This is a genomic window from Trinickia sp. HAY1-2D (assembly GCF_056754935.1).
Genome location: NZ_JBPGWX010000002.1, coordinates 2,641,866 through 2,654,712 on the forward strand (window position 1 = coordinate 2,641,866; position 12,847 = coordinate 2,654,712).

The 12,847-nt window shown below is 63.0% G+C and carries 13 protein-coding genes and 1 pseudogene; 6 read left to right on the forward strand and 8 right to left on the reverse strand.

What is annotated here, in order from left to right; all coding sequences use genetic code 11:
* The first annotated feature begins 5 nt into the window (after positions 1-5).
* The 3 genes from ACR9ZC_RS19455 (at position 6) to ACR9ZC_RS19465 (ending at position 2,922) form a co-directional block, all read left to right on the forward strand.
* Positions 6-986 carry a sugar-binding transcriptional regulator gene (locus ACR9ZC_RS19455; RefSeq protein WP_481581553.1) on the forward strand — a complete coding sequence of 327 codons (981 nt, stop codon included), beginning with the start codon at positions 6-8 and terminating at the stop codon, positions 984-986.
* Positions 987-996: 10 nt separating this feature from the next.
* Positions 997-1,743, forward strand: a complete 747-nt coding sequence (locus tag ACR9ZC_RS19460; RefSeq protein WP_481581554.1) for an SDR family oxidoreductase — start codon at positions 997-999, stop codon at positions 1,741-1,743.
* Positions 1,744-1,821: 78 nt separating this feature from the next.
* Positions 1,822-2,922 (forward strand): alcohol dehydrogenase catalytic domain-containing protein, encoded by a 1,101-nt coding sequence (locus tag ACR9ZC_RS19465; protein WP_481581555.1) that lies wholly within the window; start codon positions 1,822-1,824, stop codon positions 2,920-2,922.
* Here the strand turns inward: ACR9ZC_RS19465 and ACR9ZC_RS19470 are convergent.
* The 4 genes from ACR9ZC_RS19470 to ACR9ZC_RS19485 all read right to left on the reverse strand — a co-directional run bounded on the left by ACR9ZC_RS19470 (position 2,882) and on the right by ACR9ZC_RS19485 (position 7,389).
* Positions 2,882-3,880, reverse strand: a complete 999-nt coding sequence (locus ACR9ZC_RS19470) for an amidohydrolase family protein (RefSeq protein WP_481581556.1) — start codon at positions 3,878-3,880, stop codon at positions 2,882-2,884. The genes ACR9ZC_RS19465 and ACR9ZC_RS19470 overlap by 41 nt on opposite strands.
* The gene (locus ACR9ZC_RS19475) at positions 3,858-4,805 is read right to left on the reverse strand and encodes a YncE family protein (RefSeq protein ID WP_481581557.1); all 948 of its coding nucleotides are present in this window, start codon (positions 4,803-4,805) and stop codon (positions 3,858-3,860) included. The genes ACR9ZC_RS19470 and ACR9ZC_RS19475 overlap by 23 nt, the downstream gene beginning before the upstream one ends.
* 89 nt (positions 4,806-4,894) lie before the next feature.
* The gene (locus ACR9ZC_RS19480) at positions 4,895-6,211 is read right to left on the reverse strand and encodes an MFS transporter (RefSeq protein ID WP_331567836.1); all 1,317 of its coding nucleotides are present in this window, start codon (positions 6,209-6,211) and stop codon (positions 4,895-4,897) included.
* 131 nt (positions 6,212-6,342) lie between these two features.
* Positions 6,343-7,389, reverse strand: coding sequence for a 4-hydroxythreonine-4-phosphate dehydrogenase PdxA (locus ACR9ZC_RS19485; protein WP_481581558.1), 1,047 nt, complete (start codon positions 7,387-7,389; stop codon positions 6,343-6,345).
* A 181-nt stretch (positions 7,390-7,570) separates the two neighbouring features.
* Between ACR9ZC_RS19485 and ACR9ZC_RS19490 the strand changes: the two are divergent.
* Positions 7,571-7,687: pseudogene (locus ACR9ZC_RS19490) on the forward strand (LysR family transcriptional regulator); the annotation flags it as partial.
* 60 nt (positions 7,688-7,747) lie between these two features.
* Here ACR9ZC_RS19490 and ACR9ZC_RS19495 read toward each other — a convergent pair.
* Entirely contained in the window at positions 7,748-8,680 is a 933-nt protein-coding gene (locus tag ACR9ZC_RS19495) for a LysR family transcriptional regulator (protein WP_481581559.1), read from the reverse strand.
* 186 nt (positions 8,681-8,866) lie between these two features.
* On the opposite strand from ACR9ZC_RS19495, the gene ACR9ZC_RS19500 reads away from it, so the two are divergent.
* Positions 8,867-9,664, forward strand: a complete 798-nt coding sequence (locus tag ACR9ZC_RS19500) for an alpha/beta fold hydrolase (RefSeq protein WP_481581560.1) — start codon at positions 8,867-8,869, stop codon at positions 9,662-9,664.
* A gap of 237 nt (positions 9,665-9,901) precedes the next feature.
* Entirely contained in the window at positions 9,902-11,038 is a 1,137-nt protein-coding gene (locus ACR9ZC_RS19505) for a methyl-accepting chemotaxis protein (protein ID WP_481581561.1), read from the forward strand.
* Positions 11,039-11,151: 113 nt separating this feature from the next.
* Here the strand turns inward: ACR9ZC_RS19505 and ACR9ZC_RS19510 are convergent, their stop codons facing one another.
* The 3 genes from ACR9ZC_RS19510 to ACR9ZC_RS19520 form a co-directional block, all read right to left on the reverse strand.
* On the reverse strand, positions 11,152-11,445 hold the full coding sequence (locus ACR9ZC_RS19510) for a type II toxin-antitoxin system RelE/ParE family toxin (protein WP_481581562.1): 294 nt from the start codon (positions 11,443-11,445) through the stop codon (positions 11,152-11,154).
* Between the two features lie 35 nt (positions 11,446-11,480).
* Positions 11,481-11,690, reverse strand: a complete 210-nt coding sequence (relB, locus tag ACR9ZC_RS19515) for a type II toxin-antitoxin system RelB family antitoxin (RefSeq protein WP_481581563.1) — start codon at positions 11,688-11,690, stop codon at positions 11,481-11,483.
* A 320-nt stretch (positions 11,691-12,010) separates the two neighbouring features.
* Positions 12,011-12,685, reverse strand: coding sequence for a hemagglutinin repeat-containing protein (locus tag ACR9ZC_RS19520; protein ID WP_481581564.1), 675 nt, complete (start codon positions 12,683-12,685; stop codon positions 12,011-12,013).
* Positions 12,686-12,847 lie beyond the last annotated feature (162 nt).

Below are 12,847 nucleotides of genomic sequence, written 5' to 3' on the forward strand. Positions count from 1 at the left end.
TGCCCATGAGCAAGACAGACACCCCCGCGCCGGCAAGCGCCGACGACGAATCGATAGACAGCGAAGAAGAGCTGCAAGCGCGCGTCGCCTGGCATTACTACGTCGGCAACCTCACGCAGCAGGAAATCGCGCAGCGCATCGGCAGCAACCGCGTGCGTGTGAACCGCCTGCTTGCCGCCAGCCGCGAATCGGGTCTCGTGCAGATCACGATCAACAGCCGCATCGCGCCGTGCGTGTCGCTCGAGGCGGCGCTCGCCGCGCGTTTCGGGCTGACCGATGCAATCGTCGTGCCGACCGGTCTCACGCACGAGGCGAACATGGCCGCGCTGGGTATCGGTGCGGCCGCCTATTTTTGCAAGCAGATCGAGCCCGGGCATACGATCGGGCTTGGCTGGGGCCGCACGATTCGCGCCGTCTTGCGCGCGATGCCGCAACGGGCTTACGGACCGATCTCCGCCGTCTCGCTGCAAGGCGGCCTGTCGCACTGTCCGAGCATCAATACCTTCGATATCGTCTCGGACTTCGCGAATCTCTGCCACGCGGACGGTTACCTCTTCGCCGCGCCGATCTACGTCAGCAGCCAGAAGGCGCGCGATGTGATCCTGCAGGAGGAGACGGTACGCGAGACCTATGAACTTGCCCGCGGCGCCGATCTCGCGCTGCTGACGGTCGGCGATCTGACCGAGTCGCTCGTCATCACTTACGGCATCAACAACCCCGACGATCTGCGCACGCTGCGCAAGGCCGGCGCCGTGGGCGACATGCTCGGCCACTTCATGGACGAGAACGGCAAGCTGATCGACCATCCATTGAACCGCCGTACCGTGGCCATTGCGCTCGACGATCTGCGCGGCATCAAGCGCGTCGTGCTCGTGAGCGGCGGCGCCAAGAAGTTCTCCGTGACGCGCGCGGCGTTGCGCGGCGGCTACGTCTCGGTCCTCGTCACCGACGAGGACTCGGCGCGACGGCTGATCGACGAACCATGAGGGCGACGACATGACAGCGCTCGACAGAAGCCGCGAGTTCGCGGGCAAGACCGTGCTCGTGACGGGTGCCGGAAAAGGTATCGGCGAAGCCACGGCCCGCCTGATGGCCGCGCGTGGCGCGCGCGTCATCGCCGCGAGCCGCACGCGCAGCGACCTCGAAGCGCTTGCCGCAGCGATCGGCTGCGAGACCGTCTGCGTCGATCTGGCCGATGCCGATGCGGCGCGCGCCGCGGCGCAAGCGGCGCAGCCTGTCGATCTGCTCGTCAACAACGCCGGGATGGTGGAGCTTCAGCCGTTTCTCGATACCACCGTCGACGCGTTCGACACCACGATGGCGGTCAATGTCCGCGCGCCGATGATCGTCGCGCAGGTCTGCGCGCGCAGCATGATCGAGCGCGGCGTGCCGGGCGCGATCGTCAACGTGTCGAGCATCTCCGCGATGATCGGACTACCGCTTCATGCGGCGTACTGCGCCTCGAAGGCCGCGCTCGACGGTCTCACGCGCGTCATGGCCGTCGAGCTCGGTGCGCATGGCATTCGCGTGAATGCGATCAACCCCGTCGTCACCCTCACCCCGATGGCTGAAAAAGCGTGGAGCGATCCCGCGAAATCCGCGCCGATGCTCGCGCGTATTCCGCTCGATCGATTCGTGCAACCCGAAGAGGTCGCTCGCTCCATCGCGTATTTGCTCGGTGACGATGCCGCGATGGTGAGCGGCACGAGCCTCGCCGTGGACGGCGGCTTTCTGGCGGGATGAAGAAAGCCCGGCCAGACACCATGCACCAAACGATGAATCAGGACTCCTAACCGTTTCGATATGCCGAGAGCAAACATCATGAGCGAATCGAATGCCCAAGATCAGATGACCGCGATCGTCTGCCACGCCCCGAAGGACTACCGCGTCGAACGGGTGGCGCGGCCGCAGCCGGGGCCCAATGAACTCGTCATACGCATCGCCGCGTGCGGCGTGTGCGCGAGCGACTGCAAATGCTACTCGGGCGCCAAGATGTTCTGGGGCGGCCCGAGCCCCTGGGTGAAGGCGCCCGTCATTCCGGGGCACGAGTTTTTTGGTTACGTGGAGGCGTTGGGCGACGGTGCGGCCGAGCACTTCGGCGTCGCCGAGGGCGATCGCGTGATCGCCGAACAGATCGTGCCTTGCGGGAAATGCCGTTATTGCAAATCGGGCCAATACTGGATGTGCGAAATCCATAATATCTTCGGCTTTCAGCGCGAAGTGGCCGACGGCGGCATGGCCGAATATATGCGCATTCCGCCCACCGCGATCGTGCACAAGATTCCTCTTGGCATTTCGCTCGAGGACGCGGCCATCATCGAACCGCTCGCTTGCGCGATTCATACCGTCAACCGCGGCGATATCCAGCTCGACGATGTCGTCGTCATTGCCGGTGCGGGGCCGCTCGGCTTGATGATGGTGCAAGTCGCGCATTTGAAGACGCCGAAAAAGCTCGTGGTCATCGATCTCGTCGACGATCGGCTCGCGCTTGCGCGCGAATACGGGGCCGATATCACGATCAATCCGACGCGCGAAGACGCGCTCGCCATCGTTCGGTCGATCACCGATCAATACGGCTGCGATGTCTACATCGAGACGACCGGTTCGCCTTCAGGGGTTACGCAGGGCCTGGATCTGATCCGCAAGCTCGGGCGATTCGTCGAGTTCTCCGTATTCGGCGCCGATGCCAGCGTGGACTGGTCGATCATCGGCGATCGTAAGGAGCTCGATGTGCGCGGCGCGCATCTGGGCCCCTACTGCTACCCCATTGCCATCGACCTGCTGGCGCGCGGGCTCGTCACATCGAAGGGTATCGTCACGCACGGTTTCGCGCTCGAAGAGTGGGACGAAGCAATCAAGGTGGCCAACTCGCTCGATTCGATCAAGGTGCTGATGCGGCCGAGGCATGGCGCGGCGGGTTGAGGTCGAGCCGGTAGATCCGGGCCGCGTTGTCATGCCAGACTGCACGGCGCGCGCACTCGTCGAGTCCCATGTCCGCCAGCGCGGCGGCGAAGGTCGACACGAGTGCCGGGTAGGCGATGCGCAGCCCAGCCACCGGAAAGTTGCTCGCGAACATGCACCGCTCGACGCCGAACGTCTCGATCGTGTCCCGTATGATCCGCCGGTTTTCCGTCTCGTTCCATGCCGAATTGCGCAATCCGAATTCCGACAACTTCACCGAGACGCGCGGGTGCGCGGCCAGCGCCGCCATGCCGCGCCGCCAACGCGCGAGGCCCCCTTCAGTTCGATCCCACGGCAATCCGGCATGTTCGAGCATCACATCGAGTGCGGGCGCATCTGCCAATCGAGCGGCCGCTTCTTCCAGATGCCAGAACGGCACGCGCAAGTCCCACCCTAGTCCGTGAGAGCGCAGCCGTTCGAGGGCACGCGGCCATCGCGGATCGTTCAGTGTGCCCGGACCGCGGATCCTCTCGGCGGGCATGGACGATGTGAGAGGCTTGAAGCGCACGGCGCGCACGAGCGGATAGCGAGCCTGCTCGGCGATACGCTCGCCGGCATCGTCGGCCAGCAGGTCGACCCATGCGACAACGGCCGACGGAAGGCCGTGCCGCGCCGCGACTTCGTGCAGCCAATGCGTCTCCGTGAGCGCGTCGGCGCGTGCGCATTCCGCTTCCACGTGCACGCTTGCCACAATAGGCGCACCGCAGGCCGCGCGGCGAAACTCTTGCACGCCGAAGTCGCGGCGCAACACATCGTACGGGCCGAGCATGAAGTGCTCCGCGTCATACGCCTCCTGCAGCCACGGATAACTGAGGTCGCCGCCGAGTCGCCATAGATGATGGTGTGCGTCGACGATCGCATCGGGCAGACCCGGCCGTGCGTCGTCCATAGGCCGGTCAGCGGTTGCCTGCGAGCACATACGATGCGTCCGGCTCGCGCAGCGTCGGCATTTCTCCCACGAAACGCCAGCTCGTCATGTCTAGTTCGCGGACGTGATCGTCCTGGAACGAGATATAAGCCGCTCGTCGCGAGGGATGGAACGACAGCGCGGTCGGGTTCGCCGGCAGCGCGATCCGCTCGATTTCCTCGAGCTGCGTTGCGTCGAAAACCGAAACCGATCGATCTCCCGAATTGGTCAGCAGCAGCAGATCGCGGCCATCCTGTGCGGTCGTGCGGTAGATGCGATTCGGATCGCTGCGCGTTTTCACACGGCGCCCGCAGGTCATCGTTTCAGTGTCGATTGCAACGAGCGTGTCATCGCCGCGGTTCGCGACGTAAAGCGTGCGCTCGTCGCTCGACAACGCATTGCCCTCGGGCCGCGGCCCCGGCATCACGGATCGCGGTGTAACCGTTGCATCGCGCGGATGAAACCGCGTGACCGTGTTCGACAGCAGATGGACTCCGTATGCACTGTTCGCTTCGCGCGTCAGCGTCACCAGGTGCGTCTTCACGCCGCCCGACGGCACCGCCATGTTCGGCACGTCCTGATCGCCGGGACGATCGAAGATGAGCAGCATGTCGTTTGCCTCGCTCATCGCATACAGGCGCCCCTCGCTGTCGCTCGCCATGCCGTGCGGCCTAAAGTACGGCCATAGATCGAGCATGCGCGTGAGTCTGCGCTCTCCCAGATCGATTTCGGCAATCCGGTGATCGCCCTGCTCGCCGCGCGTCCACGCGGTTTCGATCCCGAAGATGCCGACGTACGCATGGCGGCCGCTCGCAGCCACTGTGAACTCGTGGGGAAAAGCCGGCAGGACGATATGCTTGAGCGCCGTTTTCGTTTCGAGATCGTAGAAGCTGAACGTATGGGCACATTTTTGCACCAGCAGCAGGATATCGTTCATGGTGAAGCCTTGTCCTCAGGTGATTGCGTCGCGGCCGCACGCATGAGCGCGGCGCCGCGGTATCGATCGGATCGGGGCCCAGACTTGCGTCACGCTTCGCAGCGCTTCGGCAGCGCCATCGAGAGCAAGCCGGCGATCGCCAGCGTCACCGCCAGGCTGTACACGCCGGCGGCCGAGCTGAGGTGCTGGGTGAGCACACCCACCGCATAGGGCCCGCAAAAACCGCCCAGATTACCCAATGCGTTGATCAGGCCGCGTGCGCCGCCCGCCGTTTCGCGAGTGCACAGCTTGGGCAGAATTGCCCAGAATACGCCCGCCGCGGCTTGGAGAAAGAACCCGCAGCCGACGAGGAACGCAAAGGAAACGGACATCGTCGATCGTGTCAGTACCGACAGCGCGAGGCAGGCCGCGAAGCCGACAAGCGGAAGCAGCACGAACAGACGCCGTTTGCCGGTCAGATCGGACAGGTACGACGTTGCGAACATGCCCACGATCATCGCGATATAAGGCAGCATCGCGAGTAGCCCCACCTTGCCCATGCCCGTATGCATAAGGTTCTTCAGCAGCGTGGGGAGCCACATCGTGTAGCCGTAGATGCCGAACTGGTAGCAGAAGTTGACCGCGATCAGCAGCCAGATCGTCGGATTGCCCATCACCTTTCGAAACGACGTCGAAGGCAACGCGCCCGCGCTCTCGGCGCTTTCGCGTTCGGCGCGCAGCGCGTCGAGAATGTATGCCTTTTCGCGCGGCGAGATCCAGCGGGCCGTCTCGGGGCCGTCGTCGGCAAACAGCAGCCAGACACCAAGGAACAGCAGCGACAGCGCGCCCGTGCTGAAGAACAGATGGCGCCAGTCGTATGTCGCCAGGATGTAACCCGACAACGGCGCGGTGATCATGCCGGCGAGCGGCACGAACATGATGACCATGGCGTTGGCGCGTCCGCGTTCACGATCGGGGAACCAGTTGCAGACCATCGTCAGCACGACCGGCAGCATGCCGCCCTCCGCAACACCGAGCAGGAAACGTAGCGTCAGCAGCTCCCATGTGTGCGTGACGAGCCCCGTCATCCCCGAGAGCGCGGCCCAACTGACGAGCGACCATGCGATGAACTTCTTGCCCCCGCCAAGTGCCGCGCGATAGCCACCGGGGATTTGCAGGAACAGGTAGCCGAAAAAGAAGATCCCGCCGGCGAGACCGGCCATCGTCGCGTCCATGCCAAGCTCGGCGTTCATCCCGCCAGGCAGCGCGAAGGCGATGTTCACGCGGTCCATGTACGAGATGACGCAAGCGAGCAGCAGCGGCGGAATCACGCGCAGCCAGCGGCGACGCGGCATCGCCGCATCGGCTTCATAGGCCGCGTTCGCGGCAGGGTTGGCCGTGCTATCGGCCGGGTTCAACGAATTCATTGTCTGTCTCCTGTACTACGTCATGTCTTTTTGTCAGCGGCGCCGTTCGCCGGGCGAGCGCCGTTCGAATGCCGTTCGGCGCATCGATCGGCGTCAAGTACCCCAGGTCGTGGGTTCGTGGTCGCCCTCGATCAATCCACGACAGCCGATTGCCGATGCGCCGCTCCCATGCGGCATGCGATCTGAAACGCCTGCCACATCGCGCCGACATCGGCGCGGCCGCACCCAGCGATGTCGTATGCCGTGCCGTGCGCCGGCGTCGTGATGGGCACTGGCAATCCGCCTTGAACGGTGACGCCTCGGGAGAAGCCCATGAGCTTGATCGCGATCTGGCCTTGATCGTGGTACATCGTGACGATCGCGTGATATTCGCCGGCCTGTGCCTTGAGGAAGATCGTGTCCGCGGGGAACGGGCCATGAAACGGCGTGTCGGTCGGCCAACTACGCGCTTGCAATGCACGAACGGCGGGACCGATGATCTCGAGTTCCTCACGACCGCACACGCCGCCGTCGCCGCCGTGCGGATTGAATGCGGCGATGGCGACTTTCGGTGCGGCGATGCCGTTCGCGAATAAGGACCGGTAAATGAGCTCGGCCGCCTGCGTGATGCGCTCGATGCTCAGATAGCTGGCCGCGTCTTTCAGCGGGACATGCGAGGAGATACGCGCCGTCCACAGATCGCCGAGCGTATTGAACTCGCAGAAGTAGTGCCGCACGCCCAGGTATTCCGCGAAGTGGTGCAACTCGTCCTCGTGAGCCAGCCCGCCTAGCTTCATCGCATGTTTGTTGAGCGGTGCAAAGCAGATCGCATCGACGACACCCGCAAGCGTCGCGTCCATACACTGATCCAGCACTCGCAGCACCGAAGCGCCGCCGACGGCGCGCGCTTCGCCGTAGACCACTTCGGCTCGGTCGACGGTATCGATAGCGACCCATGCGGGGCGCGACGTCGAAGTGCGAAGACGTGCATCGGCAAGCGAGGCGATAGGGTCGACTTCCACTTGGACGCCCGCGACGCGCTGCCCTTCCTGCCAGAGCCATGGGTCTCCGATGAGCACGATGTTCGCGCGTGAGGTCGCGTCCGGGCGCGCCAGCAGTTTCGCGATCAGCTCTGGGCCGATACCGGCCGGATCGCCCAATGTCAGTGCGACGACGGGCAGATGCGCAGCGCTCGTCATGCCGCAACCTCTGATACGCTCGCCCGTGACTGCGGGGCGGGGTGTTCGATCGTCATCCGTTGATCTCCTTGAAAACAGGCCGCGTGGCGCGGAGGGCGCGATTCCAGGGTTGATGCTAGGTAGACGCTCTACTTCCGTAAATTGAAAACTATTGATGAATTGATAACCACAGGTAATCAGCTTGGGCGCCATCGGCGGAGGCGATCCCACCCCTCAACTGCTGAACCGCCTGCGGATGCGGCAGATAGCGCCGTTGCTCGCCGTCGAGGAATGCGCCACGCTACGCGGCGCCGCCGAGCCCAACGCCGAGCACGGGCTCGTTGCGGCGATCGATTATGCGTTCCGTCACAAGCTGACTTCATACGGCGGCATCGTGCGCCGCGAGCGCGAGCGACCGGCGCCAATGGCCGGCTTCCTGGCGCAAGTAGCGCCAGAGGCGTTCGGCAATCGGGCCATGCGGGCGATCGTGGCGTCGCGCCGCGACCACCTCCTCCGTTGCGCCGGGTAAATAGCGTCCGGCAATCGACCGCAGCTTGCCTTCTTGCAGTTCGTTCTCTATCAGAAAGCGCGGCAGATGTCCCCAGCCGAGGCCTTGCAGGATGATCTCCTTTTTCATCGATTGATCGGCCACCGTACATCGATGCGCGCCTTCGATCGTGAAGTATTCCTGCTGCGGAGTATGTCGCGCCGTGTCGCGCATCACGCACTGCGTCAGCTCGCGTAGCTGCTCGGGCCGCAGCGCGCGCGGCAAAGGCTCCGGAAGTACACCGGGCGCGATGACCGGTACGAATTGCACCTTGCACAAATCGATCCATTCGATGCGGGCATCCGTCTTGTCGATGCGATGAACGATCAAGTCGGCGTCTGCGTCGAGCAGCCTTTCGATGGGACCGCCCACCGTTTCGAAATGCAGGTTGAGCCGTGTGCCCGGATAGCGGCTGAAAAATCCACCGAGCAATGCAAGCACGGCCTCGCGCGGACAGACATCGCCGATCACGATGTCGAGCTCGCTTTCCTCACCCATCGCCAATTGCGTCGCGTATTGACGCAATGTTTCGAATTCGCGCAGCAGCGGCTGCGCGCGCCGATGAAACGCGCGTCCCGCGGCGCTGAGGCGGACACGGTATCCGCTGCGATCGAACAGTGCGACATTCAGTTGGCGCTCGAGCCGCGCCACCGCGGCAAAGACCGCCGGATGCGAGCGGTTCAGTTGCGTCGCGGCGGCTTGAAAACCGCCCGCTTCAATGACCGCGTTGAAACATTGCAAATCGTGCAGTGTGAACTCGTACATGTCGATGCTGTTCCCTGATCGAAATGACATTACAAAGATGTTCTGAACTTTGTAATATCTTTTCGCGCTCTCCGCAACTAGGCTCTCTTCGACGGCAATGTTTGCCGCAGCGCTGCACCGTGCTCGAGACGCTGGAACGCATGCTCGGGCAGCGATCCCGATCACTTACTCGAAGGAGCTTTTACGATGGAAGAACGATCCTTTCTTACGCTCGGCGACGGCACGCGGGTCGCTTATCGCCTCGACGGCCAACCGCACTCCCCGGTGTTGGTGCTATCGAACTCGATCGGGACCGCACTGGAGATGTGGACAGACGACGTTCCGGAGTTCGCCGAGCATTTTCGTGTGCTTCGGTACGACATGCGCGGTCACGGCGCATCCGATGTGCCGGCCGGTGCCTACCCGCTGCCACGGCTCGGCCGCGACGTCGTGGAGATGATGGACAAGCTCGGGATCGAACGCGCGCATTTCCTCGGGCTTTCGCTCGGAGGATTCGTCGGCCAGTGGCTTGGCATTCATGTGCCCGAGCGCATCGATCTGCTCGTGCTGAGCAATACGTCGGCTTATTTGGGGCCTGCCGAGCAGATCGATGCGCGCATCGCGTCGGTGCGCGAGCCCGCCAATATCGCCGAGACGGCCGAGACATTCTTGCGCAACTGGTTTCCTTCGTCGATGCTGAACGACTGCGAACCGTCTGTCGAAAGGTTCCGACAAATGTTGCTCGCGATGAATCCGCACGGCATCGCCGCCTCGTTGGCAGCGGTGCGGGATGCGGACTTGCGTAGAACCGTGGCGCTCATCGAACGGCCGACGCTCGTCATTACAGGGCGCGACGATACCGTCACCGCGGCGAGCCATGGCGAGCTGATCGCCGCGACGATTCCGGGCGCGCAACTCGTCGCGCTGCCCACCGTGCATTTGCCGAATATCGAGCGTCCACGGGAATTCCGCGACGCGGTGCTGGGGTTCCTGTTGCAGCGCTGAGCCCGCGGGTACCCCGGCGCACGCCGAGCCGTAAGCGTCGTACGCCTAAACGATCGCTTATCGATGCGCCCAAAAAACGCTGAAAGTCTGTTGCTTCCCCGGTGTAAACCCGGGTGCGCGGCGCCTGCCTGCGCCGCCGTAAATACGTACAACGGCGAGCCGCGCCGATCGCTCTCGCCGCGTACCGCGCGCCGAGCCCGAAACATGCATTTCGCTCAAGGACGTGTCGAGGCAACGATGCTCAAACTTTCGAATTACCGCCTGACCACCCGCATCGTGGCGGGCTTCGCGGTCATGATCGCGCTCGTTTTGCTGACGGGCGGCGCGGCCGTCTGGGCGATCATGGCCGCGTTGGGTGGTGAGCGCGACACTGTCCGCGCACTGTTGCCTGTGGTAGCGACCGTCTCCGCCGCATCGGTTGCCGCCGGTATGCTGCTCGGCTGGGGTATACGCCGGAGCATCCGAGTGCCGGTGGAAAACGTCGTTGCAACGGTGGGCCGGATTGCCGGCGGCGATCTGTCGACCAAAATCGAATCGCCGGGGCGCGATGAAATTGCGTGGCTCAATTACGAGTTGAACCAGATGCGCAAAAAGCTGCAGTCCACCATCGCGGAAGTCCGCCTGTCCGCGGAAACCGTCGCGCAGGCGTCATGCGAAATCGCGGCCGGCAACAACGATCTGAGCACACGCACGGAGCAGCAGGCGTTGAGTCTGCAACGCACCGCGCATTCGGTTGCCGCGCTGACCGATGCCGTCAAGCACAACGCCGAACATGCGAAGCAAGCGAACGAACTGGTGGCGCAGGCAAGCGAGGTCGCGACACAGGGCGGCCGCACGATGCGCGACGCGGTGGCCACGATGAGCGATATCAACTCGAGCGCGACGAAGATCGGCGACATCATCAGCGTAATCGACAGCATCGCGTTTCAGACCAACATTCTTGCTTTGAACGCGGCCGTTGAAGCAGCGCGCGCGGGGGAGCAAGGCCGAGGCTTTGCCGTGGTCGCGACCGAGGTGCGCGCGCTCGCGCAACGCAGTGCCACGGCAGCGAAGGAAATCAACGAGCTCATCAGCAAATCGGTCGAGCAGATCGAATCGGGCGTGAAACTCGTCGACGTGGCAGGCCAGACGATGGAAGAGATCGTGAAGAGCGTGAAGCAAGCGGCCACGATCATGGGCGAGATCAGCTCGGCCAGTGCTGCTCAGCGCACGGGTATCGAGCAGATTCATGGGGAAATCGCTCAGATCGATAACGTGACGCAGCAAAACGCGGCGCTGGTCGAAGAAGCCTCGGCGGCTGCGGGCTCGCTGCAGGAGCAGTCGCAAACGCTGGCTGAGGCCGTCAAGATTTTTCAGGTGAAAAAGGTGGGGTAGTTTTGTGGCATTGATGCATCAATGCTCAACGCTCGGCTCACGTTCAGCGTCATCTCGCAAAATTGCTTCGTAGATCCGTCACCGCGTCGGTAGCCGGCTAAGGAAGCACACCGTTACTGCGCAACGCTCGTCGTTGGATATTGCTGACGCGCGTGAAGCACACGAAGCACAAGCACAGCTGTGCCCATCACGCGGTAGACGATGACATAGTTCGGGTGCGCAACGACCTCGCGCGTACCCGCCACGCGCCCGGTGCGGAACAGATAGGGGTGCTCGGCCAGCGGCAACACCGAGTCCTCGATGACGTTCTTGATACGACGCGCGGCTGCAGGATTGTGTTCGGCGATGAAACCAAGGATCGCAGCAAGATTACGACGCGCGGCGGGAAGCCAGACGATAGGCAGCATTAGCGTTATCCGGTCGAGTCGGCTGGATCGGGCCGTCAGGACCGTTTAGCTGCAAGTCGGAACTCTGCCTCGTGGATGATGGCCTCCATGTCGGCCATCACTTCGTCATGGGGAACAAACACCGCGCCAGGCGCATCAGCCTCGCGTAGCGCAGCCTCAATCTCCGCACGGAACCAGCGGTCGTGCGCCTCGGCCTCTTCGACCGTGGCGAATTCCGATTCGATGGGGGAGAGATTGGTAGGCATGGGTTGTAGGATACACCTATCTTGCCGACCCGTTGACCGGTAGATCTCGTTACTGCGATACGACCTGTCCATTACTCGGTTCTCCTTTACCCGAATAGCACTTTCTTCTGCCCGTACACCCGCTTGAACAACCGACTTCGGGTGATCCTCGATCCACGAAGGCGGCTCACTCATAAGCTGCTCCTTGAGTGCCAGCGTTTGACTGATTAGCGCCCGCGACTACTCTTGATACAGCCTCGCCTCCTCGGGCGCGAAGCCCAAATCGGCAAACAAGGTCGCGCCTGGCTTCGTCACATGGCGGACACGCGTGTCTACTTTGCTCATTTCCGCTCCCTCCTTTCTCGGAACGCCGCACGATAGCGGTTCGCAGCAATCTTTTTATCCTGCTTGAGCCGTTGGATATGGATTTGGCGGGCGCACCATCCACCCGAACCACATCTTCCCGGACACGCGGCGCACATCTTGCCTGCCCCTCGAGAGCGCCCCGCCGTCTTTCTTTTGAAATCGGAACAAGTAACGCTGATAGCGCTGAAGCACCGGCCGGGTCGCTTTTTGGCGTTGACCTCGCCGTTGGAACGCCCATTCAGCATTGGCACCGCGTCCTTGCCCGCAGAAATCGTGCTGCCAACGATATTGATATTGCTATTTTTGCCTGCGCCGGCTGCCGCGATCGTCACGTTCCCGCCACGCGACACAGTGCTGCCCACGGCCGTACTCGATTGCGCTTGCGATTGACAGTCGCTTTTGCTCGTACCCAGCGAAATATTGATGCCGATGCCTTCGCAGCTGTTGCGGGATCTCCGCCGCCCGTTGCATCGTTGGCATTCTTCGCGGCCAGCGCGGTGGTTGCGGCAGCCAACGCCGTCAAGCGCGCGTCGCCATGCGCCTGCCGCGACGCGCTTGCCATCTGAGAAGCCGTCTGGATCGCCCCAGAGCGTGAAGCAAGCCGCGACGATCATGAGCGAGATCAGCTCGGCCAGTGTTGCCCAGCGCACCGGTATCGAGCAGATTCATGGGAGATCGCTCAGATCGATGACGTCACGCAGCAAAACCCGCCGCTGGTTTTTTCAGGTGAAAAAGACGGGATAGTTTTGTGCCAGCAATGGCGGGCGGCCTGAGTTCGACTGGCGATCGCGTCTCAGCGCCATTCGTTATAA